The sequence below is a fragment of the Natranaeroarchaeum sulfidigenes genome, assembly GCF_017094485.1.
Classification (GTDB): Archaea; Halobacteriota; Halobacteria; order Halobacteriales; family Natronoarchaeaceae; genus Natranaeroarchaeum; species Natranaeroarchaeum sulfidigenes.
The window spans coordinates 115898-141345 of the sequence record NZ_CP064786.1; the positions used below are offsets into that span (position 1 = coordinate 115898).

Genomic DNA, 25448 nt, shown 5'->3' on the forward strand with positions numbered 1-25448 from the left:
TTGTTGTGGATAGCTGCGCGCAACATCGGTGTCGTTACCCGTTCTCCGTCGTGGATAATGTTCGAAGTCTGAGTATAAACGCCACCTCTATACTCCGTCGGCGACTCGCAACGCGCAATGACTTCGGCACAGGTTGCTGACGTTCTCGTCGGCATCTATCTCGGGCTTCTCGCGGGGATCTTCCCGGCGTTTATCGCCTTCTCGATCGGCTTTGGGTTCAAGTACTTCACCGATGTCACCGTGCCCGGTCTCGGTGTCGTCGTGCTCGGCGGGGCGCTCGCGGGCGTCTCCGGCGGTCTCATGGGGCTGGTCGATCCGCAACTGGCGGATAGCTGGACCGGTATCACTGCCGTGCTGGTCATCCTGATGGCCTGTCTGTGGGCACACGGCCAGGGCGACAAGCTCGGGGCGTCGACCCCGCGAAAGCTCACGCTCAAGTCGATTCGAGAGAGTCGGCTGTCGGCGGATCTCGTCGATCGCGTCGACTCGTACGGCCAGATACGGATTCGCCCGGTCGGAGAGATTCTCGATGTGGAGGGGTATCCACCACTCCCGAACAGTCTCCGCGAGACGCTCCACGAGGGGTCCTGGAAGTTCCCTGCGAGTCTCTCGCTTGCGGAACTGGAATCACGGCTCGAAGAACGGCTTCTCACGGAGCACGAACTGGCGGCCGCCACGGTCACGATCGACGAGCAGGGGCGGGCCGAGATCGCCGCCGCGCCCAGTGCTGCCGGTCTCTCCCGCCGGGTCCCGCCCGGACAACGCGCCGTCTCGATCAGGACGCTGCTGCCGAGTGGGGTCGCCCGTGGGGACTCGGTGACGATCCGGCTTTCCGATGGACCGGTGACCGGTCCGGTCGTGAGCGCACGGACGGAGGGCGACGACACGATCTCGACACAGGAACCGCCAGGCGAGACTGCGGGGACGGCCGGGGACGAAAGCGCCGATATGTCGCCGAGGACGCCACCTGTACCGACGACGACGGGCGGGGAGGGTCGCATCACGGTCGCCCTGTCGCCCGAGGACGCCCGGCGTGTGATTCGCGCCGATTTCGCGCCGGTGATCGTCCACTCGCGCGGCAAACAGCGCGAATACGAGGCGATCGGCGTGCTCAGAGCCCACGGCAACCGCTTCCGGAAGGTGACGATCGGGGCATCGAGTAACCTCGCCGGGGGGACGATCGGCTCCGAACGGATCCGTGATACCTACGGCGTCGCCGTGCTGGCGATCCGCCGTTCGATGGAACGGATCGTCGCTCCTGACGGCGACGCCGAACTGACGCCGGGCGACGCGTTGATCGTCGTCGGGCGACCGAGCCAGCTGCGGGCGTTCGAGGAGGTGGCCAGATGACGCTGCTTGCGACGGTTCTCTCGAACCCGCTCGTCGAGGCGGGGATCCGAATCGTCGGCCTGTCGCTGCTTGCCGCCGCGGTGACGACGCTCGTGGCCTACGTCTATCGGGTCCGGGCACGGGCAGAACTGCCGGAAGGGGCGACCCTCATCATCGGACTTGGAGCCGTCGCCATCTACCTAAACACCCGGATCGTGTTCATCCAGTTCGTCGGCGAGACCGGCGACCCGTTTACCGTCTCCGAGGCACTGCTCAACGTTTCGGTATTCGTGGCGGCGGGGGTGGCATCCTACGGCGGACGCCGACTTGGCAACTGGGCCGGGGAATCGGAGCGATTCTCCTGGGGACGGCTCCAGCCGGATTTCAGCCCGCTCGTTCGCGCCACGGGGCGGTACATTACCGTTACGCTCCCCGACGACATCGAGGATATCGAGGGCTACGATCCGGTCGAAGACGAGACACGAGACGCACTGTCCGGCCGAACGCTCGATTTCTCGCGCGGACTGACGCTTGCGGAACTGGAATCGGGATTGATAACGCGGCTCAAGGAGGACCACGATATCGGTTACGTCGACGTCGATCTCGCCGAGGACGGCACGGTCGAGTACTTTGCGGTCGGCCGTCGCGTCGCGGGGATCGGCCCCACGCTCCCCCCGAAGACCGCGGCGGTCGCGGTCCGTGCGGATCCGCCCTTTAGCGCGACGCCGGGCGATACCGTGCAGGTCTGGCAGGTTCTCGAGGGAGAGGAGACGCGAATCGGGACTGCAGAGTTGCGCGCCAGCGTCGGGTCGGTCGCGACGCTCGCGACGGACGAATCGGTCGCCGAGCGGATCGATCCGACGGCGGAGTACCGCCTGATGACGCTCTCGGCGGACTCCCACCCGGATCGGGAGTTCGCGGGGATGCTCCGCCGCGGCGAGGAAACGATGAGCGTCGTCGAGATCGGTACCGGGAGTCCGCTCGTCGGGAGCCCGATCAGTGCGCTCGACGTGACTGTCATCGCGGTCCAAACGGCGCGCGGCGAGGTCGAGACGATCCCCGCACGCGAGTGGATAATCGAGGCGGGCGAACGGCTGTTCGCGATCGGTCGGCCAGACGTGCTCCGCAAACTGGAGGCGACGAACGCGGTCCAGCCCATCACGGTCGACGGGGAGCTGTCAAATGCCGACGATGCTACGCTGCTGGCGGAACCGGTATCGGAACGACCGCTGGCGGACGAGGAGTAACGGCACGGGGTCAGTCGGCGGGTGTCACGTCCTCGTCCTCGACGAGGATCGGCTCGGCGATGAGCCACAGACGGTCGGCGTACTGCATCGCCAGCGTTCCGAGGACGCTCATGACGAGCACGTAGCCGACGGCGATCGATGGAATCGTTTCGGTGACGGCCTGTCCCCACTGGTCCACGCTCGCGGACGTGGCGATCGCCGCAATAATCAGGGAGAACTCCCCGCGCGTGGTCATCCCGCAGGCGACCCGGAACGATCGGCGCTCGTCGAGATCGTACACGCGCCCACCCAGATAGCCGGTGAGGAACTTCGTTGGCCCCGAGAGGGCGACCGCCGCGAGGATCAACCCGGCGACGGTCGTATCGAGGAACACGAAGGGATCGGTCAGCAGGCCGATCCAGAAGAAGAAGACGGCGGCGAAGACGTCCCGGATGGGGATCAACAGCTCCTCGATCTCGTGGACGTGTGAGGTGCTCGAAAAGCCCATCCCGACGAAGAAGGCCGCGACTGCTTCGCTGACTCCCAGTGCGAGTGCGCCCCCGGCGACGAAGACCGTGATGGCGACCGTTCGCAGGACGGTCAGCTCCACGGAGTCGATCTCGAGGAACTCCTGGAAGTACTCGGTGCCGAAGTAGACGACGAACACGAGCACGAACAGGACGCCGATCGCGAGCAGGATATCCGTCGTCGCTCCCGAGATGCCGCCTGCCCCGAGCAGGATGGCCGAGACGACCGCGAGATACAGCGCGATCACGAGATCCTCGTAGACCAGCGTCCCGAGCATCGGGGCACTCTCGTCGTTGGCGATCCAGCCCAGATCGATCAGCGATTTCGTGATAATCGCCGACGAGGAGATGTATACGACCCCGCCGAGCAAAATCGCCTCTACGATCCCGCCGAAATAGAAGTAGCCGATCAGCACACCCGGCAGGAAGTTCAGGAGATCGATCGTTCCGGCCTTCCCGATCCGATCCTTGCTCTCGATGAGCCGGTCCATGCTGAACTCCAGTCCGAGGAAAAAGAGCAGGAAGACGATCCCCAGCTCCGCGCCGAGGTGGATGAACTCCGAATCGGGATCGAGCCAGAGCTCGCTCCCCGAAATCGCCACTCCAATGGTATCCAGCGAAAGCGTGCCGACACTTCCCAGCACTGCTTCGCCCATCAGGATCCCGGCGACCAGATAGAACGGGATCACCGACTGTCCGACCCGGTTCGCGAGCCCGCCCGCCACGGCGAGCACCGCGAACATCACACCGACGTGGATCAGTTCTAGCTCCGCCATGCTACTCGTTTAGATCGTCTCCCTCGGGTGATTCGCCGCCGGCAAGGTTTTCGAGCTTTCTGTGACTCTCCCGATCGCCGACCGCGACGAGCGTGTCGCCGTGCTCGATGACGGTGTCGGCGGTCGGATGGTCGATCGTGTCCTCGCCACGCTGAATCGCGATGATCGACGCACCGGTCTTGTTCCGGATCTCCGAGCTTTCGATCGTCTCTCCGACGATATCGGCCGATTCAGTGACCTTCGACCACTCGATCAGGGTGTTTTCGCCCAGCACCGTGTTGACCGCGGTATCCTTGATCGGCTGGAAGTATGCTCCCTCCATGATCGTCCCGATCTGCCGGGCCATCTTGTCCGAGAGCTCGAACAGTTTCTCGGAGTCATCGTCGGCGCTCTCTCGGAGGAACACTTCCCGCTTTCCGGTGTTGTGGATGACGATAATCAGCTGTGTCTCGTCCTCGAGATCGATCTCGAACTTCTTTCCGACCCCCGGCAGGTCGCTCTCGTAGATTACCATGGTAGCTCAATGGCAACCCCTCATGGTAAAGCTCAGGGAATTCGGTCACTCGTCGATGTCCGCTGTTACCCGCTCGGTAAACTGGCAGAACTGCTCTCTGGACCGCTCGCTCCCAGCGACGATAAGTACGTCCTCTTCACGGATGGTAAAGGTCGCATCGACATCGGTCAGTACCTGCTCATCACGTTCAACTGCCACGATGGTACAGCCAGTCTGTCTCCGCAGATCGAGTTCTTTGAGTGACCGTCCGACGAAGGCGGGCACCGAGGATCTCACGAACTCGAAGTCCGCATCGGGCGTCAGTATCTCCGCTTCATCGATCAACAGTGACGCCAGACTCTCGCCGGTGACGTTTGGTAGTGAGAGCACAAAATCCGCGCCAGAGCTGTACAGCTTCTGGACGCTGTCGGCGTCGTCTGCCCGTGCGATAACTTCTACATCAGGAGCCAACTGCTCGAGGACGAGCGTCGTGTAAATCGTCGGGGTATCCTCGTCGAGCGAAAGCACGACCGAACGGGCGTTTCTCACATTTGCTTGCTCCAGAGTCGCTGGGTCAGTAATATCTCCAACGACATCGACCCCGTCTTTGTCTTCGATATCGATCACTTCGACATCGACCCCTTTCTGTCGTAGCGTCTTCGTAATCGTACGTCCGACAGTTCCGTAGCCACAGACGACAACCCGCGGTTCGTGTGTATCGTGTGTCGGGATAGATCTCGTCTGGATATCTTCAAAGTCCTCGTGCTCTCCGGCAACCAGTAAAATGGTGTTCTCCTCGATGATCGTGTCGGGATCCGGCGTGACAACGAACTTCCCCCCGAGCCACGCGCCGACGACCGTCATTCCACGCTCTTCGAAGATATCAGCTTCTCGGAGTGTCTGGCCAACGAGCTCGCTGTTGCGTTCGATCAACAACTCCGTGACACGAAGATCGCTCTCGATTTCGATTGCGGCCCGGAGTTTTTCCGCGTAGGTTCCCGCAGCACGGAGTGCGAGGCTTTTGCCGAGCAGTTGCCGTGCGGAGACGATATCGTCCGCACCTGCGTATCGGTGGTACGCTTCTACGTCCTCGGACCTGATGACGCTAATCGCTCGCAGTTCCGGGTTTACTTGTCTGGCAGAAAGTATCACCGTCGGATTCGTCTCGTCACCGATGTCGGCGACGAGCGACCGTGCGTGTGACGCGTTGGCTGCTCGATAGGTATCGACGACCTCCGGATCCCCGACGATCGCGTTGAGACCTTGCTCATTCAACTCCGTTACTACATCCGGATCGTCGTCGACGTACAGGTATGAAATGTTCATCGCTTCGAGCTCTTTGCGGAGCACTTCGTCACGCATAGAGTAGCCAGCGATGATAACGTGGTCCCGGAGGGTACTCTCCGTTGGGGGCTGCGTCTCCAGTGCCTGCCGGAGAAGGGGGACACCAAACAGGGGAATCGCCACAAAGACCAGAAGCACCGCCGAGAGGTTCATAAATACGATCAGGAGGGCGAACCGGTCGCTCTGTTCCCAGAGAGCTGTATCGCCGCCAAAGCCAGCCGTCGTTACGATCTCGACGACGTTCTGTAGTGCCTGAGCGAACGAGATCTCCTCGCCCGTGAACGCGCTTGCCGCCCACTGGTACAACAGCGTATAGACGACGATGATCGCGACAATGCCTAGTACGGCGACCCAGATACGTCGACGCCAGTCCGCTTCGTCCTGAACTGTCGGTGTGTTTGTACTCATTTCAAACGCTGAGTCGTTTCCGTATTGCGGCACGAAGCGACCGCTCGGTCCCGTCCCTGCTCCGTACAAGCAGGATCGTTCCCGGTACTTGCTCACCGATCGTTTCCGGGATCGCTCCCGAGAGGAGCCGTTCGACGGAGCTCACTCTCGAGACACCGAGACAGACGGTATCGTATCTACGCCCGATCTTCACGAGTTCTGACTCAACATCGTCGGTCACGACGACGTTCGACTCGTACCCTTCGACATCAACCGATCGGGCGGTTTCGTCGATGATCTCTTGGCCTCGCTTGACGAGCGCATCAGTCTCTTCGCTTCCGTCACTGGTCTGGACGTTCACCAGCGTCAGCGTTGCGTCGTCATCCATTCGTGCGATCGCTGCTGCCTTTCGGACGGCGATCGACGAGTAGGGTCCCTCTCCAACGAACGCAACGACGTCACCGGCCGTTTCCTCCACATACCTTACAAGTGTCACTTCACAGGGTGCCTGCTCGATGAGGCGGTCGATGTTCGATCCGAGCACTCGGTCACGGCGTTTCCGTGTCCCGGACCAGCCCATCACGACATCGTCTGCGTTCTCCTGTTCGATCACGTGCAGGACCGTCTTCCCGACGTCACGACCGACGAGCGCACGTGTCCGTAGCCCGATATCCAGTTCTGTTGCAATTTCCTCGGCTTCGGCTAGCAGTTCCTGCTGCCGGTCGATCCGCTCTTGCTCGTAGCTGACCTCCTGGGCAAGCGAGGTTTGATCCGGTACCGTGATGACGTTCATTACGACGAGTTCGGCCTCACCGTCGTGGCTTGCCGCACTCGCAGCAGCCAGACGTATCAGTCCTCGTTCAGTCTCTGGGCTCGCAACCGGTACAACGACACGGTACGGGCTCTCGCCCCCTTCAGGCGTGGGTTCGACCGTGTCGATCAGCGCTTCGCCGACGATTCCGGTTCGGTCAACTCGCGGACGGCCGTAGACCCAGTACCAGAGCGCACCCAGCAGGGCGATACCGATCCCGCCCACTTGTGGCAACAGGTCCATCTGTGTGATAATCCCGAGTCCGGCAAACACGCCGAATAACTGGATCCACGGGTACAGCGGCGACCTGAAGTCAGGGTCATACCACTCTGGATCCCGGCGTCGGAACGCGATCAGGGAGAGACAGACGAGAATGTACACAACGATCTGGAACGCCCCCGCAGTCTTGGCAATCTCTTCAACCGGTAACGTGATGATAATGAACAGCATCGCGCCGCCGGTGATCAGGATCGCGGTCACGGGCGTGTGGAACCGGTCACTGACCGTCGCAAACTCGTCCGGCAGGAGGTTGTCCCGGCTCAGCGCGAACGGGTATCTCGATGCGGTGAGAATACCGGCGTTCGCGGTACTGATCAGCGCAAACATCGCGGCAACGATAATCAACAATACGCCGATGAAGCCGAAGAACGGCTCCGTCCCGTCGACCATCGGGATGTCGGATCCTGCCAGCGTCTCGGCGTCGACGACGCCGACGAGCACGAACACAATAAGCGCGTACAGCGCCGTAGTGAGCCCGAGCGACAACAGAAGCCCAAGCGGTAGGTTTCGACCCGGATTCTTGATTTCTTCGGCAACGGCAGCGACTTTCGTCACACCACCGTAGGAGATCAGGACCATCGCTGTAGCAGCGAACAGCCCGACAGCACCCTCCTCGAAGAAGCCGTCGTAGCTTCCTCCCTCGATGTTGCCCATCGAGAGTGCGACGAAGCCGCCGAGAATAAACATCATTACAAGAACGAGGATCTTCTGGAGTCCGCCGGTCTGTTTGACACCGACGACGTTGATCGTGATCAGAAGGGCTCCGATGACGACCGCTATTAGTTCGAGGTATGTTATTTCGAGCGCGTACGACAGACCGATCGCCGCGCTTTCAATCGGAAACGGGCCGACCAGTTCGCCGGATACATCAACGCCAAGCCTGTCGAAGATCGGGCCGAGATACAGCATCCCGCCCACGAGTGCGAGCGCACCCTTAAACATCAGCATCAGCCACGTCCCGAGACCGGCGATCGTCCCGGCACCCGGGCCCATCCCTCGTTCGATGAAGATGTAGTCCCCACCCGCTTCGGGCATTGCAGTCCCCAGCTCGGCGATACTGATTGCCGCGGGAAGGACGAGGAGTGCTGCGATGACGAACGCGAGAATAACCGAGGGACCCGCCTCTGCCATTGCTAGCCCCGGCAGAATAAAGATCCCACTGCCGATCATCGCGCCCATGCTGATTGCTACGACCGCTACCAGTCCCAGATCCCGCTCTAGTTCTTCTGCCATGGTGTATTTGTTCAGTCTCGACCGCTGTGGATCGCTGGTCGATGAAGTTCGTTATTCTGTCTTCCCCTGTCCAGATATATAATATCTCCGAATGGATTGCTGGTCGCACAATTAATGGGGTATATTTTGCGCCTTGAGCAGACTAGTAGTATTATATTCATTGAAACTAAAGCACATACTGTTGCTATGGTATCTGGCTCGAAGCATGGACACGACTACCGGTTAGACGAGATTGATCGGTTGATCGTCCACGCGCTGATGACGGACGCGCGATCGATCTCCGCACCCGATATTGCGGACGACGTCAACGTCTCCGCCGGGACAATACGGAACCGAATTGCACGGCTTGAAGAACATGGGATCGTCACCGGGTATCATGCCGCGGTCGATTTCGAACGTGCGGATGGCAGTCTCACGAACCTCTTTCTCTGTAATGTCCCGTTCCCGGATATCGAACGTGTGACCGCACAGTCGGGAGGGATCCCTGGTGTCATCGATATCCGCGAGCTTATGGGTGGGCGAACGAACCTCCACGTCCTTGCAGTGGGCGATAACACGACCGAACTGCGTCGTATCGGCCGTCAGCTCTCGGAAATCGGCGTCGAAATCGAGGACGAGATGCTCGTCAAAGACAGATCACGGTTCTCGTACGGCCCGTTCGGGCCGGAGGCAGACGAGTCGGTGTCGCTTGCGGACTCCATCTCGCTGGCGGGCGGCGCGGAGGTCATCGACATCCCGGTCGATGCGGATGCACCGGTCGTCGGTCTGACTGTCGAGCACGCCGTCGAGGAGGGGCTCCTGCCGCCGGAGGCACTGCTGGTTGCAATCGAACGGGACGACGAGACGATCACGCCACACGGCGACACAGTCATTCAGTCGAACGACATCGTTACCGTGTTTTCTCGCGATCCATCCGAGACCGTTCTCAATGGGTTCGAGGTTGCGGACCCCGTGGAGGTCGATGAATGATGCCTGGCTCCCTCACCGAACGCGTTGTCGTCCCGCTTGCGAACGAGGACGACGCCACGAACTCCCTCTCGGCGATCGAACAGTGGTTCGATCCGGCCGGGACAAAACTGACCTTCGTTCACGTCATCGAGAAAGGCGGTGGCGCACCTGATAAAGCACCGCTTGGTGCCCGCGAAGAACAGGCCGATCGGATCTTTGATATCGTCGAGGCGCACTTTGGCTCCGGCGAATTCGCGGTCGAAACGACGCTTCGATACGGCACGAGCGTTACTGACGAAGTTGTCGCAGTTGCCGACGCAGTAGACGCAACAGTGATTGCGTTCACGCCGAGAGATCACACTATTCTCTCGAAACTCCTCTCCGGCAACCTGACCACCGGAATCGTCTCGAACGAGCGGTTCCCGGTCGTTGTTTTGCCCCCTCAGACGGACGATGAGTAGTCGTCTGGGCGGTTCATTCTGGCACTGGGACAATTCTGGCGCGTCTCATTTGCAAGTCTTAAAACCCCGACGAGTGAAGGGCTACTGAGACTACTCGATGAGTGAGATAGCCCTCGCCGCGAACTTTGCGACCATCGTCGTCGTCGCGACGATCATCGGCCTGCTCGCTCGACAGACCGGCCAGCCCACGATCATCGCGTACATCCTCACGGGGATCATCCTCGGGCCAGTGATGATCGACCTGCTGGAACTGCTGGTCGGCATCGACGTTGTCAGAGCCATCGTCGGCCCCGACCTCCCCGATCTCTTCGAGGCGTATCTGGGCGTGACGGAGGATAGTCTCGTCGATCTGATGGCGGAACTCGGTCTTGGCTTCCTTCTCTTTTTGCTCGGGATGAAGATGCGCTTTGACGATATCCGTGATATCCTGCGGCCGATCACCAACATCGCGATCGGGCAGACCGTCCTGCAGACTGCTCTCGCCTTTCTGGTCGCGTGGGCGCTCGGCTTCGATCCGACCGAGGTCCTCGTGATCGCACTCGCTACCGTCTTCGGCGCGACGCCGATCATTGTCAAAATCCTCACCGACAAGGACGAGATCACGAGCCTGCCCGGCAAGATCGACGTGGGCGTCCTGATCGTACAGGACATCTATCTCGTCGTCGTCCTCGCGCTGTTTTCGGCCGATTCCCTCGACAACGCGGGCGAGATCGCCACGACGCTCGGCGTCATCTTCGTGATGATGGGCTTTATCGGGATCTTCTCGTTGCTCTCTTCTCGCTATCTCCTTCCGAAGCTGTTCCGCGAAATCGCCGACAACAAGGATGTGTTCCTAATCGTCGCGATCGCGTGGGCGTTCCTCTTTATCGCGATTGCCGAGGGCTTCGATCTCTCGGTCGAGGTCGGGGCCTTCCTCGCGGGGATCAGTCTCGCACAGCTACCCTACAGCAAGGAGCTACAGGACCGGATCACGCCAATCACCGACTTTTTCATCCTCGTCTTCTTCGCCAGCATCGGCCTCCAGATCGATGGGCTAGGCAGCCTGCTGGCGTTCTGGTGGCAGGCGATCGTCGCTTCCCTCGTCCTGATGATCGGAAACTTCTGGATCATGTTCTATCTGATCGACCGAGAGGGCTTTAGCGTCGAAACCTCCTTCCTGGGGTCGATCAACATGGTGCAGGTCAGCGAGTTCTCGCTGGTCGTCGGTGCGCTCGCGTTCAATCAGCAGTACATCGGGTCGGACGTGCTCGGCTACCTGAGCCTGATGGCGCTGATGACGATGAGCGCCTCGACGTATATCATCAACTACAACCACGCGATCTACGCCCGACTGCAGCCGTGGTTTGCCCGGTTCGAGGATGAGAGCAAGCAGGATGCCGACCTCCATGAGTACCGCGATCACGCGATTGCGGTGGGCTACGATGAGGTCACCGAACGGGCGCTCTCGCGACTCGACGACCACTACGACGAGGTAGTGATTATCGATCGCAAGACGGAACACATCGAGGAGATCGAGTCCGAAGGGCGCTACGATTATATTTTCGGGGACTTCCGACACGGCGAAGTCCGGAAGGAAGCAAACCTCAAACGGGCCTCGTTCGTACTCAGTTCGAGCGTGCAGGTCGATGTTAACACCGCTTTGCTCGATGAGGTCGACGACGACGCGACGGTGTTCGTCGAAGCAGAGCGAATCGAGGACGCCCGGACGCTCTACGACCGCGGCGCGACGTATGTCATCATGAGTACACACCTCACCGCCGAGAAACTCGAAGAGTATCTCGAAGCGTATCTCGCCGACCGACAGGCGTTCGACAGTTCGATCAGCGAGGATATCGAACGACTCGAAACACTCAACGCCACAGCCGAAGAGCTTCCGTTCGGTGAGGGTCGCGCTGGTACGCGGGGTGGTGACGATGACTGATCTGGTCATCTCGCTGGCCGCCGTCTTCATTACAGCTGGGGTCCTGTTGATCGTGGCGAACCACTTCGGACTGCCACCGGCACCGTTTTACATCCTTGCAGGACTGATCGTTGGATTAGTTGTAGAGCCGGCCGACGTCGTCGAACTCGCACAGTGGGGGATCGCGTTTCTGGTCTTCGTCTTCGGGATTCAGGTAGACTTCAATGACCTCCAGTCGGTGCTCCGGGACGGCGAGGTGGCAGCAGCAACACAGCTGATCGTGGTCGCGCCGGTCGCGTTCGGCGTGGGACTTGCGTTCGGCGAGCTGTTCGGCTTCGCGGAGCCGGTCCGAAACGCCCTCTACTTTGCTGCGGCAGCAACCCTTAGCTCGACGATTGTCGGTGGCGGGCTGTTGAAAGCGCAGATCCGTGATAACCTTGCGCACGGGCGGCTTGCGTCGTCGATCCACTTCTTCGACGATCTGGTCGCGATCATGGCAGTGCTGATACTCTCTGCCGACCAGCTCACCGACGTACAGCTCGTAACCTCGAATATCGGCATTGGCGTCCTGTTGATTCTGGCTGCACTGGTGATCTATCGTCACGGCTTCCCACTGCTCGTCCGACTCGCCGACGGCGTCGACGAGCTCGTCTTGATGGGGAGTATCTCGATTATGATCGCCTTTGTCGCCATCGCAGAGATGGCAAACATCTCGATCGTCGTCGGTGCATTCGCCGCGGGAATCGCTATCAGAAACGACGGGACGCAGGCGCTTCCCGTCCAGAACGGGATCGACTCGATCAGGGACTTCTTCGTGGCGATCTTCTTTGTCACGGTTGGCGCACTGGTGTCGATTCCCTCTGTCGAAGTACTCGCACTGGCCGTCGTGCTGGTCGGACTGGTGATGATCGTCAACCCGATCGTGCTCATGCTGGCGTTCGCCTACGAGGGCTACGATGCCCGAACGTCGTTCCTCGCCAGTTCGAGCCTCGGACAGGTAAGCGAGTTCTCGTTGATTATCGCCATTCAGGCGTGGATTATGGGGACGATCGCCGACTCGATGTTCGATGCCGTGATCCTCGCTGCAGCCATCACGATGATCCTGTCTTCGATTAAACGTCAGTACGAGGAGAGCATCTACGAGACCGTTATCAAACGAATGTTCGGCGACAGGCAGACGAGAAAGATCGACGAGCGGAGTCAGGTCGCAGACGACATCGAGAACCATACGATCGTCGTTGGGTACGGTCGGCAGGGCCGTCGGGTTGTCGAGACACTCGAACGGTTGGACCGGCCCTACGTGGTTGTCGAAAACGATCCCTCGCTGTGGAACGACCTCCGGTCGGAGTGTCGGAACTACGTCCTCGGCGACGCGCGAGCCGACTACACCTGGCAGCGTGCACGGCTCGACACTGTAACTTCGGTCGTGTCGACGGTCGATCACGCACCCGTCTCACAGACGCTGCTCGCCCTCGACACGGATGCTGATCTCATACTGCGGGCTGACAGTACGGCAGAAGCCGAACAGCTGCTTGAAGACGGAGCCCTCTACGTTGTCGTCCCCGACATGCTCGCAGCCGGACAGCTCGTGGAGATCATCGATCGCTTGCTCTCCGGCGAGGTGACGCCCGACGAGCTCAGCGAGGAGCATCTCGACCGACTCGCTACGCTCGAACGGTACGGCTTTGCCTCGCGTGCGGATCGGCTCTGAGTTGCCCCCCGCCCTGTAGCGTCCTAGACCGGCCCACCGAGATACTCGTGGACGACGAGGACGAGCGCGAGACCAGCGATGAATAGCGGCCACGCAATGAGCAGGGACAGTTCGATTGCCGCGGCGATGCCGAGTGCGCCCGCGACGGCCATTCCGACGCCCACGGCGTATACCGAGAGGTTTCTGACGAGCGCAGCGTTCGATTCGATCATACTCTCCCTGTATGCTCGCCCTCAAAAACGGTACCGCTCTCGGGTCGACTACTCGTCGTTCGAGGGGAGCTCGGCGTCCTCGAGCTGCTGGCTCTCCTTGTCGTCATCGTCTCCGTACGTCAGCGTTCGCTGTGGATACGGGATCTCGATCCCCTCCTCCGCGAGCCGTCGGTGAATTCGCTTGTTGACGGCGTGACGTGCCCGTGATTCCCGCGTCGAGTGTGGGATGTAGCCCCGCAGCTCGAACTGGAGCGCCGAGTCGCCGAACTCGACGAACCGCACTTCGGTCGGGGGCGAGGACATGACATCCGACTCGGCGTCGAGCACCTCGTAGAAGATCTCTTCGACCCGTTCGGGATCGGCTCCGTATTCGACGCCGACCGGTACACGCATTCGCTTGTACCGCTGTGGGGAGGATTCGTTGATGACCTGCGTCGAGTTGAGAACCGCGTTGGGGACCGTCACCATCACCCGATCCCGGGTGAGAATCGTCGTACTCCGGAGACTGATGTCGATGACAGTTCCCTTATCACCGGATTCGAGCACGACGAAATCACCTGGCTTGTACGTGTCGTCGACGAACAGGGCGATCCCGCCGACGAAGTTGGCGATGGCGTCCCGTGCGGCAAAGCCGATGATGATGCCGAACAGCCCCGCCGAGGCAAGAAGCGGTGTAAGATCGACCTCCCACACAGCCAGCAACAGCCCCGCCGCGACGGCGACGATTGTCGCCGTCCAGAGGTTTTTCAACACCGGCGCGATGTCGTACACGGGATTCGTCCTGTCGAGGCGGACGAACCACTCCGCACCGAGCCGTCGGATCCCCCAGGCCCACAGGATCACCAGCACCGACAGTGTCGCCCCTTCGAGCAAGAAACCGAGCCGGGGTGGTTGGAGGAGCTGGACCACCGTGTACGCGCCCCCAAGGATCACCGAGAGATACAGCGGTACGTGCAATATCTCGAAGACGATCGAGAGCGTGTCATCTGGCGAGCGGCGGTTGAGCCACCACCGGGCAACGATCTCCACGGCCGTCGCCAGCGCCGCCGCCGAGAGGATCACGACCGCCACCTGTCGCCAGACAGAGAGGGCCTGAACGCTTTCGACGACGCCGACCACGAGCGCCTGCATACTCTGTTCGACCCGGGCGAGGGTGTTAACTCTTGCTTGACTACTTTCACCGCGGTACGGCAACCCTTAACCTCGCCGATGCCGAACGGTCGGCAAATGGCCTCCACGGATGCGGACACACAGTACGTGGACCACCCGCTGCTCGCCCCCTCGTTCATCGAGCGGCGGCTCTACCAGCTCCAGCTCGCTGGAACCGCCGCGGAAGGACACACGCTCGTCTGTCTCCCGACCGGGCTCGGCAAGACGACCGTGAGCCTGCTCGTGACGGCCCGGCGACTCGACGAAGTTGGTGGAAAAGCGCTCTTTCTCGCGCCGACGAAGCCGCTGGTCCAGCAACACGCCGAGTTCTACCGCGAGGCGCTCTCGATCCCCGACGAGGAAATCGTCGTCTTCACCGGCGATGTGAGCCCCGACGATCGCGCAGCACTCTGGGAGGAGTCGACGATCATCATCGCCACCCCACAGGTCATCGAGAACGACCTCGTCGGCGGGCGGATCAGCCTTCGCGAGGTCACCCACCTCACCTTCGACGAGTGCCACCGCGCGACCGGCGACTACGCGTACAACTACATCGCCGAACGCTACCACGCCGACGCGAGCGATCCGCTCGTGACCGGGATGAGCGCCTCCCCCGGCGGCGACGAAGAGGAGATCCTCGAGGTCTGTGAGAACCTCGGGATCGGCGACGTCGAGGTGATGACCGAGGAGGACGCCGACGTGGCCGAGTACACCCACGACACCGATGTCGAGTGGGAACGCATCGAGTTGCCCGAAGAGATCACGGAGATCCGGGACGCGCTGAACGACGTAATCGAGGACCGACTGGAGAAACTGCGCGAACTCGGCGTGACGGGCAAGCGAAGTGCCGACCTCTCGGAAAACGACCTCCAGTCGATGCGGGCGGAGCTGCAGAAACTGATGAACAACGACCAGTCGGAAGGGTACAAGGGGATGTCGCTGCACGCGGAGATCCGAAAGCTCAAGACGGCCGTGACCTACGTCGAAACCCAGAGCGTCGAGGCGCTGGAACGGTACTTCGACCGGCTTCGGAACGCTGCTCGCTCCTCGGGCGCGTCAAAGGCTGACCAGCGCCTCGTCTCGGACCCGCGGATCCGCCAGGCGATGAAAGACGTCAACGCGTACGACGACATCCACCCCAAGTTCTCGCGGATGCACGTTCTGCTCGCCGAGACGCTGGGGATCGAGCAGGGCGAGCGCGTCATCGTCTTCACCGAGTCCCGAGATACCGCCGAAATCCTCACCGACTTTCTGAACGAGAACTTCGACGCCCGCCGCTTCGTCGGGCAGGGCGACCGCGAGGGCAGCGATGGGATGACCCAGAACGAGCAACAGGAGACGCTCGACGCGTTCAGAAATGCCGAATTCGAGGTGCTTGTCTCCACGTCGGTCGCCGAGGAGGGACTCGACGTCCCCGAGGTCGATCTCGTGCTCTTTTACGAACCTGTCCCGACGGCGATCCGCTCGATCCAGCGCAAGGGACGGACGGGTCGACAGGATGAGGGCCGGGTCGTCGTCTTACTCGCCGAGGACACCCGCGACGAGGCGTACTTCTGGATCTCCCGACGGCGTGAACAGCAGATGGAAGACGAGCTGCGGGACCTGAAACGGGCGACCGACGAGATCGTCGAGGAGCTAGACGACAGCCAGCAACAGCTCGGCGATTTCGGCGGTTCGGCGGAGGCGGCGTCCGCAGATGGCGGTACTGCGGGGGAAAGTCCGAGCGATCCGGGGTCGGACGTCCAGCCAGGCCTGCAGGAGTTCACAGGCGATGTGGAGAGCGACGACGCGACCGAGGAAGACGCCGATGAGGAGGGTACCGAAACAACCGAAGAAGACGCCGCCGACGCCGTCGTCGCTACCCCCGACACGGACGAAGACAGGATCGAGATCGTCGCCGACCAGCGCGAGCTCGACGCCAACATCGCCCGCGAGCTCTCGAAGCGTGAGGACGTCCAGACGCGACTGGAGACGCTCGCGGTCGGCGATTACATCCTCTCCGATCGGGTCGCAGTCGAGCGAAAGACCGTCGACGACTTCCTCGATACGCTCACCGGTGGAGATCGATCGATGTTCGAGCAAGTCGGCGACGCTGCCCGCCACTACTCCCGGCCCGTCGTGATCATCGAGGGGACCGACCTCTACGGGAAACGGGACGTCCACCCGAACGCGATCCGGGGCGCACTGTCGAGTCTCGCGGTCGACTTCGGCGCGAGTGTCCTGCGGACCGAGGACGAGGACGAAACCCGAGAGCTACTGGCAGTGATCGCCGGACGCGAGCAGGAAAACGAGGGTCGCGAGGTCTCGATTCACGGCGAGAAACAGTCGAAGACGCTGGCCGAACAGCAGGAGTACGTCGTGGCCTCCATCGCGGATATCGGTCCCGTGACGGCCCGCTCCCTCCTCTCGGAGTTCGGCACCGTTGAGGCGGTGATGACTGCCAGAGAGGAGGACCTGCTGGAAGCGGATGGGGTGGGACAGGTCACCGCCGAGCGGATCCGGGAAGTGATCGGGAGCGAGTACACGGGGATGTGAGCGGGGACCGATCCGTCCGCACGCCCGAACACCCTTCGGGACGGACGTTCTACAGTATCACAAACGATGACGACAGCAGACTCATCCGGGTCGTCGCCACGTCCGTTTACCGACATCCCCGGCCCAGACGGTGATCCGCTGCTCGGTAACACTGCTGAGTTCGTGAACGACCAGCTCGGATTTTATACTCGCGTCGCACGAACGCACGGGCCGATCGCCCGGTACAGTATCGGCCGCTACGAGTTCCTCCAGTTGAGCGACCCCACTGATGTCCAGCGGGTACTCATCGGGAACAACCAGGCCTACCGGAAAGGCGAACGCTTTCAGAGTACCCTCCGGCCAGCGCTGGGGAACGGCCTGCTCACCAGTGAGGGCTCGTTCTGGCGCTCGCAGCGCCACGCAATCGAGCCCGCGTTCCACCCCGATGCACTCCAGCGTTTCGGCGACGTGATGGTCGAGGCGACCGAACGGCTTTGCTCGGAATGGACGACGGGTCACCAGCGCGACATCCACCAGGACATGATGTCGTTGACCGTCGAGATCGCCGCTGAGGCGCTGTTCGACATCGATATTCGTGATCAGGAAGAGGCGATTTCGGACGCCCTGGAGACGGTGATGGATCGGGCGACAAAGCGGATGCGTCGGCCGATCCATGTCCCCGACTGGGCACCGACGCCGATGAACCGGCGGTTCGATCGGGCGATGGAGGATCTCCACGCCGTCGCCGAGCGGATAATCGACAGGCACGAAGGCGATGACAGTAGCGACGCTGTCGACATCGTCTCGCTCCTGCAGTCGAAGGACGATCCGCCCTCTCGCGAGCAGATCCGCGACGAAGTCGTGACGATCCTGCTTGCGGGCCACGAGACCACCGCCCTCGCGTTGACCTACACGCTGCAGTTGCTCTCGGAGAACCCGGAGAAGCGAGCGACTCTGCAAGCCGAACTCGACGACGTGCTCGGCGGTGACTCGCCGACCCTTCGGGACCTCCCCGACCTCACCTACACCGAGCAGGTCGTCAAAGAGGGGATGCGGATCTACCCACCGGTGTACGATCTGATCAGGGAGACCGCTGAGCCGGACGTGGTCGGAGGATACCGGATCCCCGAAGGAACCTCAATCACCTTCCAGCAATGGGTGCTCCACCGCGATCCCCGGTTCTACGATGATCCACTGGCGTTCCGCCCGGAGCGCTGGACCGACGAGTTCGAGCAGGAGCTGCCGGCGTTCGCGTACTTCCCCTTCGGCGGCGGGCCGCGCCGGTGTATCGGCGACCGCTTTGCGATGATGGAGGCCCGCCTCGCGCTCGCGACGATCATGCAGGAGTGGTCTGTCGAGTCGACCGTCGACGAACTCTCCTTTGCGCCGTCGATCACGCTTCGGCCGGACGGTCCGGTAGCGATGATCCCTCGCAGACGGTAGCGTTGTCTGAGGGTAGATCGGCTTCGTCCACCGCACAATACTTTCCGCTGTAGCCCCTCTTTCCGATGATGACTGACGATTCACTCGCCCACGCCACGATGGGCGGCGGCTGTTTCTGGTGTACTGAAGCGGCGTTCAAGCAACTCGACGGCGTCAATTCGGTGACCTCAGGCTATGCGGGCGGTCACACGGAAGACCCGAGCTATCGGGCGGTCTGTCGGGGGACAACCGGCCACGCCGAAGTTATCCAGATCGCGTACGATCCCGACGAGATTAGCTACGTCGACCTGCTCGAAGTGTTCTTTACGATCCACGACCCCACGACGAAGGATCGACAGGGGCCGGACGTCGGCTCGCAGTACCGCTCGATCGTGCTCTATCACGACGAGGAACAGCGCGACCTCGCCGAGGACTTCGTGTACGAACTCGACGCGTCGGGCGCGTACGACGATAGCATCGTCACCGAAATCGAGCCGCTGGAGACGTTTTACGAGGCCGAGGAGAAACACCAGGATTACTTCGAGAAGAACCCACGGGACGCCTACTGCCGGATGCACGCCGCTCCGAAAGTCGAGAAAGTGCGCGAGCGCTTCGCCGAGTAGCTACCGGCGCAGGGCGTCGAGCGCTTCGGCGGCCTCGCGGGCCGCGGCGAGTCGTTCTGTTGCCTGTCGCGGATCCGATTCTTGTGCTGCCTGTCGTGCTAGCTGGGTGATCGTATCGGTCAGCGCCGCCTGGGCGTCCGCAAGGCCGGTGGTCGGCGTCTCGACGTGCTGAGCGGTCGGCGTTGACGCAGTATCCGCCGTGTCGGTGCCCGGGGGGCTGGGATCGGTTGTCCCCTGGTGATCCTGCACCTGCTCGGGCTGGGGCGTCGCTCCGGGTCTCGGTGTTGTCGGTTGGTCATTAGTCCCCTCGTCGTTGGTTGCCGCCGATTCGGCCTGTGCCGTCTGCTGTGGGACATCCCCATCAGCCGTCTGTCCACAACTGGGACAGAACTCCCGGCCGTTCTGACGGAAGATCGGATCACCACAGGCGTCACAGTGTTTGTTGGTCATCGTCGCGCCTTGCAGGAGGAGTTCGCTCATGTGTTCGGTGGCCTCCCTGTCTGCCTGTTCCTCGCCGTACTTCTCGCGGAGCTTCTCGCGCTCTGCTTCCTTGTCGAACTCGCTCATGTCAGTATGCAGGACGTGCACGGACAAAAAACCAGCAAGTTCACTTCTTTATTCCCCAGCGACCAGCGCGTAGGCGACGGCCACCGGCACGGCGAATATGATGTGTCCGACTGGCAATCGCTGCGCAGAGCCGAGATATATTTAAATACTACCGTCAATTGATGGGTAAAAACCGACGTACAGCGACGCTTTGGACCGTTCCGAAGGTTTATTCATCATGGATGGCCCAGTTGAAACTGGTATGAGTAAAGTTAGCGTGGTCGGTGCAGCCGGAACGGTCGGTGCCGCAGCAGGATACAACATCGCCCTTCGCGACATCTGTGACGAACTGGTGTTCGTCGATATCCCCGATCAGGAGGATACGACGGTCGGACAGGCTGCCGACGTCAACCACGGTACTGCGTACGACTCGAACACGACGGTACGGCAGGGAACGTACGCCGACACCGCCGGGTCGGACGTCGTCGTGATCACGGCCGGGATCCCGCGCCAGCCCGGCCAGACCCGGATCGATCTGGCGGGCGACAACGCACCGATTATGGAGGATATCGGCTCCTCGCTGGCGGAGCACAACGACGACTTCGTGACGATCACGACCTCGAACCCCGTCGATCTGCTCAACCGCCATCTTTACGAGACGGGCGAGCGAGTTCGTGAGAAGGTAATCGGCTTCGGCGGACGCCTCGACTCCGCGCGCTTCCGGTACGTCCTCGCCGAGCGCTTCGACACGCCGGTCGAGAACGTCGAGGCGTCGATTCTCGGCGAGCACGGTGACGCGCAGGTCCCCGTGTTCTCGAAGGTCCGCGTCGACGGTCGTGATCCCGAGTTCAGCGACGACGAGAAAGGGGAGATCCTCGACGAACTGAAAGAGAGCGCGATGAACGTCATCGAAAAGAAAGGGGCGACCGAGTGGGGGCCCGCCACCGGTGTTGGGCACATGGTCGAAGCCGTCCTGCGGGACACCGGCGAAGTCCTTCCCGGCTCGATCCCGCTCGCTGGCGAGTACGGCCACGAGGACGTCGCACTTGGCGTCCCGATCCGACTCGGATCTAACGGCGTCGAGGAGGTCGTCGAGTGGGACCTCGATAGCTTCGAGCGCGAACAGCTGGGCGAGGCGGCCGACAAACTCGCCGAGCAGTACGGGAAGATCGAGTAGCGTTGACGTATCCGAATCCGGCGTCGTTACTTCTCAACGCGTCCGTGTTCCGTCGGGTTCCGTCGCTCGTCGACCAGTACTGACTCGGCTACCTCCGCGTCAACGAACTCGGCCCACTCGAAGATGTGTGACCTATCTGGAGCCATACTCATGCGAGGGATGCTACAGCATCTTTAATAATTGTTTCTCTCACACCCATCGATTGAGAGCAACAGATCGGTGATGCGCTCCCTTCGAGATCGTGGACCGGCTCTTTTTCAATAGTTCGTAATTCGAAGTTTATCACTACACTTTTTGAAGTATAGTGCGCAGCCGTACTGCCGAGACTGTTAACATACTCGACGGTGAACTGCTTCTGTGAGCGACGAACTGACCGTCCGCCGGTACCGCCCCGGTGAAACCGACCGGATCGAGACGGTGATGGAGGCTGCTCATCGAGCTGCGGATGCGTGGATCCCGGGTGTTGACGATCATGACAGTGTCGTTGACGGGTACTTTTCCGATGGCGAGCTTCTCGTCGGGACGGTAGACGGTAAAATCGTCGGGACGATCGCGTACCGGACGCCGGGGGACCTGCTACGGGAGTTGCTGGACGACGTGGATACCACGACCGCACAGCTGGAGCGGTTCAACGTCCTGCCCGAGTACCAGCGGGAGGGACATGGCACCCGGCTGTACGAGGAACTCGAACGCCGTGCGCGGGCCGACGGCTACGAGGAGCTCGTGCTGCATACGACTCACAGGCAGACTGCAGCCCAGCACTTCTACCGGGTGAACGGATTTCGAGAGGTTTGCCGAGTCGAGGTAACCCGGTTTGCCCGCCCCTTCGAGCTGCTATGTTATCGCACATCGATCGACGACTCGTCGCCGTTCGATCCGTACCCGGTGTGAGCTACGGAATGATCTGTTCGCCGTCGTCGTCGTAGACCACGATCGCGTCGACCGGACAGGTTCGTGCAGCGAACTTCGCGTCCAGTTCGGCGTCGTCGGGGATTTCACGGCGGAACACGTCGTCTTCAACTTCCTCGCTGTCTTCCAGTACTGCCTTCCCGGCGTCCTCGTCCTTCTCGAAGGCGTCCCACTCGACGACACACTGGAACATCCCAATACAGACGTCACGATCGAACTCGATTTCCATGGAATGGCGTTCGCGCGACGGGAATAAAGTCGTGACGGAGGTGGCAGGTGTCCTCTCCCGCGGGACGCAAGTTTAAACCCGAACAGGGGCCAACGCGTGAGTAATGAAAACGGCGGACCTATCGGGTCTCCCTCCCGGCTTCATCGAGTATCTCGCTGCGGAGGGGATCGAGGAGCTGTACCCACCGCAGGCCGCGGCCGTCGAGGCCGGGATTCTGGACGGCGAAAACGTCGTCGCCAGCGTGCCGACCGCCAGCGGGAAAACGTTGATCGCCCAGCTCGGGATGCTGTCGGCCATCGAGCGTGGCGGCTCGGGCGGCACGTCGACCGGGCGGGCGCTGTATATCGTCCCGCTTCGTGCACTCGCCAGCGAGAAGAAGGCCGAGTTCGAGGCCTTCGAGGACTTCGGCGTATCGGTCGGCGTCTCGACCGGCAACTACGAATCGGACGGCGAGTGGCTCGCGGATCAGGACATCATCGTTGCCACCAGCGAGAAGGTCGATTCGCTGGTCAGAAACGGCGCGCGCTGGATCGACGACGTCGACTGTGTCGTCGCCGACGAGGTCCATCTGATCGACGACTCGAATCGTGGGCCGACTCTAGAGGTGACGATGGCGAAGCTCCGCCAGCTCAATCCCAACCTGCAGACGGTCGCGCTTTCGGCGACCGTTGGCAACGCCGAAGAGATGGCGACGTGGCTCGACGCCGAACTCGTCGACACGACGTGGCGACCGATCGATCTGAAAAAGGGCGTTCACTTCGGGAACGCCCTCCATCTCGACGATGGTACCCAGCGCGAACTCCCGGTCGAACGCGGACAGAAACAGACCGCGGCCATCGTCCGGGACACCCTCGACGACGGGGGCTCCTCGCTCGTCTTCGTCAACTCCCGGCGCAACGCGGAGGCGGCGGCGCGACGGCTCGCGGACGTGATAGAACCGACGCTCTCGCCCGAGGCGCGCGAGGAACTGGCCACGGTCGCCGCCGAGATCAGGAGCGTCTCCGATACCGAGACCAGCGACGACCTCGCGGCCTGCGTCGAGCGTGGCGGGGCCTTTCACCACGCCGGGCTCGCGCCTGAACACCGCTCGCTGGTCGAGGACGCCTTCCGTGACCGGCTGTTGAAAGTCGTCTCGGCGACGCCAACGCTTGCGGCGGGCGTGAACACCCCCTCGCGACGGGTGATCGTCCGGGACTGGCGGCGCTACGACGGGACTGCGGGTGGAATGCAACCCCTCGATGTCCTCGAAGTCCACCAGATGATGGGCCGGGCGGGCCGTCCGGGTCGGGACCCCTACGGCGAGGCCGTCCTGCTGGCGAGCAGTCACGACGAGCTCGACGAGCTGTTCGACCGGTACGTCTACGCCGATCCCGAACCCGTGCGGTCGAAGCTCGCCGCCGAACCCGCCCTGCGAACGCACGTTCTGGCGACGATCGCCAGTGGCTTCGCGCGCACCCGCGACGAGTTACTTGACTTCCTGGCCGAAACCTTGCACGCCAGTCAGGCCGACGATCCCGAGCGCCTCGAGCAGGTGGCCGACACGGTGATCGAGTATCTGGAGCGCAACGAGTTCGTGAGCCGTGATGGCGACGACCTCGACGCGACCAGTCTCGGACACACCGTCTCGCGACTCTACCTCGACCCGATGAGCGCTGCCGAGATCGTTGATGGGCTAGACGCCGCCGAGGGAAAGCCGACCCCCCTCGGGCTCTACCATCTGGTCTCCCGGACGCCCGATATGTACGAACTCTACCTCAAGTCCGGCGACCGCGAGGAGTACACCGAACTCGCCTACGAACGCGAGCCCGAGTTCCTCGGACCGATGCCAAGCGAGTTCGAGGACGTGCGCTTCGAGAGCTGGCTGTCGGCACTCAAAACAGCACGAATGCTCGAAGACTGGGCCGAAGAGGTCGACGAGGATCGGATCACCGAACGGTACGGCGTCGGGCCGGGCGATGTCCGGGGGAAGGTCGACACTGCCGAGTGGCTGCTCAACGCGGCCGAACAGCTGGCCGCTGATCTCGAGCTAGATGTCACTCCGGCGATCCGCGAGGCGAAAAAGCGCGTCGAGTACGGCGTGAGCGACGAACTGCTCGAACTCGCAGGGGTCCGCGGAGTCGGGCGCAAGCGCGCTCGCCGGCTCTACGACGCGGGGATCGAGACCCGATCACAGCTCCGCGAGGCCGACAAGTCGGTCGTCCTCGGCGCGCTCCGCGGTCGCGAGAAGACCGCCGAGACGATCCTCGAAAACGCCGGTCGACAGGACTACTCGATGGACGGGGTGAGTCCGGATGGGAGCGCTCGGCCGGGTGACAGTTCTGGCGAGGAATCAGAGGGCGACCGCTCGGACGGCGAGACAACCGACGACGCCGGACAGGCCAGTCTGGGTGAGTTCTGAATGGAGTTACTCGAAGCCACAATTGTCGTCGACGATGTCGACGCGTTCGTCGAAACACTCGCGGAGATCGGTGAGGAGTACGACTGTACGATCCAGGCCTTTGACGCCAGATACATCGCCGGACGCGAGCACGTAGAACGCGCCCGCACCCTCGCCGACAGAGCCATCGAGCGCGGCGAGAACGTCGCACGGGATCGGTCCGTCGAGATATTGCTCTACGCTGCGGGGCGTCGACAGATCAACGACGCACTTGAGATGGGACTCGAAGCGGGTGACAACGAAGCGGTCGTGCTCATCGACGGACAACGCGAGTCGGCGGACGAAGCCGGCACGGTGACGGCTCTCCGAGAGCGTCTCGAACTGACAGCCGGCCAGACGCTCGCTACCGAGCACGCCGACGAGACACTGCTCCGGGAGTTCTTCGATATCGGTGCCGCGGAGCTGGCCGCGACGGACGCGTCGCTCGCGGAGCTCGTGCGTGAGCGGGTTGCGCTGCTGGACGTCGAAAAGTGACATCTACCGTGAAAAGCACGTGCATTCACGGGAAGATTTAGGAAACTTCCCGTAGTAGTTGTTCCCATGTCGAAGTCCACCGATGAACGAGGGCGGATTTACCTTCCAAAAGACGTTCGAGACCGCTTCGGCGAACAGTACCGGATCGTCGAACTCCCCAGCCACGTCGCGCTGTTCCCCGTAGATGAGGATCCGATTGAGGGGCTTCGGGAAGCCGTCGGAGACGCGTTCGAGGACGAGGATGCCACGGAACTGAAAGCGAAGGCGCGAGAGCGCATTAGCGGGGACGTCTTCGATGAGGCGGCAGAGCACTCACGGGATGGGGACTGAG

Annotated in this window: 23 protein-coding genes; 14 read left to right on the forward strand and 9 right to left on the reverse strand. The window is 61.9% G+C overall.

All coding sequences use genetic code 11. The annotated features are described in order from the left end of the window. Positions 1 to 117: 117 nt before the first annotated feature. Together AArcS_RS00605 and AArcS_RS00610 are read left to right on the forward strand one after the other, a co-directional pair. Positions 118 to 1350, forward strand: coding sequence for a potassium channel family protein (locus tag AArcS_RS00605; protein ID WP_238478495.1), 1233 nt, complete (start codon positions 118 to 120; stop codon positions 1348 to 1350). After that, on the forward strand, positions 1347 to 2576 hold the full coding sequence (locus AArcS_RS00610; protein WP_238478496.1) for a TrkA C-terminal domain-containing protein: 1230 nt from the start codon (positions 1347 to 1349) through the stop codon (positions 2574 to 2576). The genes AArcS_RS00605 and AArcS_RS00610 overlap by 4 nt, the downstream gene beginning before the upstream one ends. 10 nt (positions 2577 to 2586) lie before the next feature. Here AArcS_RS00610 and AArcS_RS00615 read toward each other — a convergent pair whose 3' ends face one another. The 4 genes from AArcS_RS00615 to AArcS_RS00630 are packed head-to-tail and all read right to left on the reverse strand — an operon-like array spanning position 2587 to position 8405. Continuing rightward, positions 2587 to 3858 carry a cation:proton antiporter gene (locus AArcS_RS00615; RefSeq protein ID WP_238478497.1) on the reverse strand — a complete coding sequence of 424 codons (1272 nt, stop codon included), beginning with the start codon at positions 3856 to 3858 and terminating at the stop codon, positions 2587 to 2589. A 1-nt stretch (position 3859) separates the two neighbouring features. Continuing rightward, positions 3860 to 4372, reverse strand: coding sequence for a cation:proton antiporter regulatory subunit (locus AArcS_RS00620; RefSeq protein WP_238478498.1), 513 nt, complete (start codon positions 4370 to 4372; stop codon positions 3860 to 3862). Positions 4373 to 4417: 45 nt separating this feature from the next. Next, positions 4418 to 6103 carry a potassium channel family protein gene (locus tag AArcS_RS00625; RefSeq protein ID WP_238478499.1) on the reverse strand — a complete coding sequence of 562 codons (1686 nt, stop codon included), beginning with the start codon at positions 6101 to 6103 and terminating at the stop codon, positions 4418 to 4420. Between the two features lies 1 nt (position 6104). Beyond that, entirely contained in the window at positions 6105 to 8405 is a 2301-nt protein-coding gene (locus tag AArcS_RS00630; protein ID WP_238478500.1) for an amino acid permease, read from the reverse strand. A 186-nt stretch (positions 8406 to 8591) separates the two neighbouring features. Here AArcS_RS00630 and AArcS_RS00635 point away from each other — a divergent pair, with 186 nt between their 5' ends. From AArcS_RS00635 to AArcS_RS00650, 4 genes are all read left to right on the forward strand, one after another. After that, on the forward strand, positions 8592 to 9374 hold the full coding sequence (locus tag AArcS_RS00635) for an Lrp/AsnC family transcriptional regulator (protein ID WP_238478501.1): 783 nt from the start codon (positions 8592 to 8594) through the stop codon (positions 9372 to 9374). Further along, positions 9371 to 9814, forward strand: coding sequence for a universal stress protein (locus AArcS_RS00640; RefSeq protein WP_238478502.1), 444 nt, complete (start codon positions 9371 to 9373; stop codon positions 9812 to 9814). Before AArcS_RS00635 ends, AArcS_RS00640 begins: the two co-directional genes overlap by 4 nt. 97 nt (positions 9815 to 9911) lie before the next feature. Next, positions 9912 to 11735, forward strand: a complete 1824-nt coding sequence (locus AArcS_RS00645) for a cation:proton antiporter (protein ID WP_238478503.1) — start codon at positions 9912 to 9914, stop codon at positions 11733 to 11735. Further along, positions 11728 to 13425, forward strand: coding sequence for a cation:proton antiporter domain-containing protein (locus AArcS_RS00650; RefSeq protein ID WP_238478504.1), 1698 nt, complete (start codon positions 11728 to 11730; stop codon positions 13423 to 13425). The genes AArcS_RS00645 and AArcS_RS00650 overlap by 8 nt, the downstream gene beginning before the upstream one ends. Before the next feature lie 23 nt (positions 13426 to 13448). Here the strand turns inward: AArcS_RS00650 and AArcS_RS00655 are convergent, their stop codons facing one another. Together AArcS_RS00655 and AArcS_RS00660 are read right to left on the reverse strand one after the other, a co-directional pair. Further along, positions 13449 to 13637, reverse strand: a complete 189-nt coding sequence (locus AArcS_RS00655; RefSeq protein ID WP_238478505.1) for a hypothetical protein — start codon at positions 13635 to 13637, stop codon at positions 13449 to 13451. Between the two features lie 48 nt (positions 13638 to 13685). Further along, positions 13686 to 14768: a mechanosensitive ion channel family protein gene (locus AArcS_RS00660; protein WP_238478506.1), complete on the reverse strand. Its 1083-nt coding sequence runs from the start codon at positions 14766 to 14768 to the stop codon at positions 13686 to 13688. A 96-nt stretch (positions 14769 to 14864) separates the two neighbouring features. On the opposite strand from AArcS_RS00660, the gene AArcS_RS00665 reads away from it, so the two are divergent. From AArcS_RS00665 to msrA, 3 genes are all read left to right on the forward strand, one after another. Then, positions 14865 to 17321, forward strand: coding sequence for a DEAD/DEAH box helicase (locus AArcS_RS00665; protein ID WP_238478507.1), 2457 nt, complete (start codon positions 14865 to 14867; stop codon positions 17319 to 17321). 66 nt (positions 17322 to 17387) lie between these two features. After that, entirely contained in the window at positions 17388 to 18743 is a 1356-nt protein-coding gene (locus AArcS_RS00670; protein WP_238478508.1) for a cytochrome P450, read from the forward strand. 65 nt (positions 18744 to 18808) lie between these two features. Continuing rightward, positions 18809 to 19345: a peptide-methionine (S)-S-oxide reductase MsrA gene (msrA, locus tag AArcS_RS00675; protein ID WP_375139623.1), complete on the forward strand. Its 537-nt coding sequence runs from the start codon at positions 18809 to 18811 to the stop codon at positions 19343 to 19345. On the opposite strand, the gene AArcS_RS00680 is transcribed toward msrA, so the two are convergent. Then, positions 19346 to 19912 carry an Sjogren's syndrome/scleroderma autoantigen 1 family protein gene (locus AArcS_RS00680; protein ID WP_238478509.1) on the reverse strand — a complete coding sequence of 189 codons (567 nt, stop codon included), beginning with the start codon at positions 19910 to 19912 and terminating at the stop codon, positions 19346 to 19348. It abuts the gene before it with no gap. Between the two features lie 241 nt (positions 19913 to 20153). Here AArcS_RS00680 and mdh point away from each other — a divergent pair, with 241 nt between their 5' ends. Continuing rightward, positions 20154 to 21068, forward strand: coding sequence for a malate dehydrogenase (mdh, locus tag AArcS_RS00685; RefSeq protein WP_238478510.1), 915 nt, complete (start codon positions 20154 to 20156; stop codon positions 21066 to 21068). A 26-nt stretch (positions 21069 to 21094) separates the two neighbouring features. Here the strand turns inward: mdh and AArcS_RS15820 are convergent, their stop codons facing one another. Next, a complete protein-coding gene (locus AArcS_RS15820; protein WP_259372670.1) occupies positions 21095 to 21220 on the reverse strand; it encodes a hypothetical protein in 126 nt (41 codons plus the stop codon). A gap of 205 nt (positions 21221 to 21425) precedes the next feature. On the opposite strand from AArcS_RS15820, the gene AArcS_RS00690 reads away from it, so the two are divergent. After that, a complete protein-coding gene (locus tag AArcS_RS00690) occupies positions 21426 to 21959 on the forward strand; it encodes a GNAT family N-acetyltransferase (RefSeq protein ID WP_238478511.1) in 534 nt (177 codons plus the stop codon). Position 21960: 1 nt separating this feature from the next. On the opposite strand, the gene AArcS_RS00695 is transcribed toward AArcS_RS00690, so the two are convergent. Further along, on the reverse strand, positions 21961 to 22206 hold the full coding sequence (locus AArcS_RS00695; protein ID WP_238478512.1) for a ferredoxin: 246 nt from the start codon (positions 22204 to 22206) through the stop codon (positions 21961 to 21963). A gap of 103 nt (positions 22207 to 22309) precedes the next feature. Between AArcS_RS00695 and AArcS_RS00700 the strand changes: the two genes are divergently transcribed. The 3 genes from AArcS_RS00700 (at position 22310) to AArcS_RS00710 (ending at position 25447) form a co-directional block, all read left to right on the forward strand. Further along, positions 22310 to 24604: an ATP-dependent DNA helicase gene (locus AArcS_RS00700; protein WP_238478513.1), complete on the forward strand. Its 2295-nt coding sequence runs from the start codon at positions 22310 to 22312 to the stop codon at positions 24602 to 24604. After that, positions 24605 to 25117 carry a KEOPS complex subunit Cgi121 gene (cgi121, locus tag AArcS_RS00705; protein ID WP_238478514.1) on the forward strand — a complete coding sequence of 171 codons (513 nt, stop codon included), beginning with the start codon at positions 24605 to 24607 and terminating at the stop codon, positions 25115 to 25117. It abuts the gene before it with no gap. 66 nt (positions 25118 to 25183) lie between these two features. After that, the gene (locus AArcS_RS00710; protein ID WP_238478515.1) at positions 25184 to 25447 is read left to right on the forward strand and encodes an AbrB/MazE/SpoVT family DNA-binding domain-containing protein; all 264 of its coding nucleotides are present in this window, start codon (positions 25184 to 25186) and stop codon (positions 25445 to 25447) included. Position 25448 lies beyond the last annotated feature (1 nt).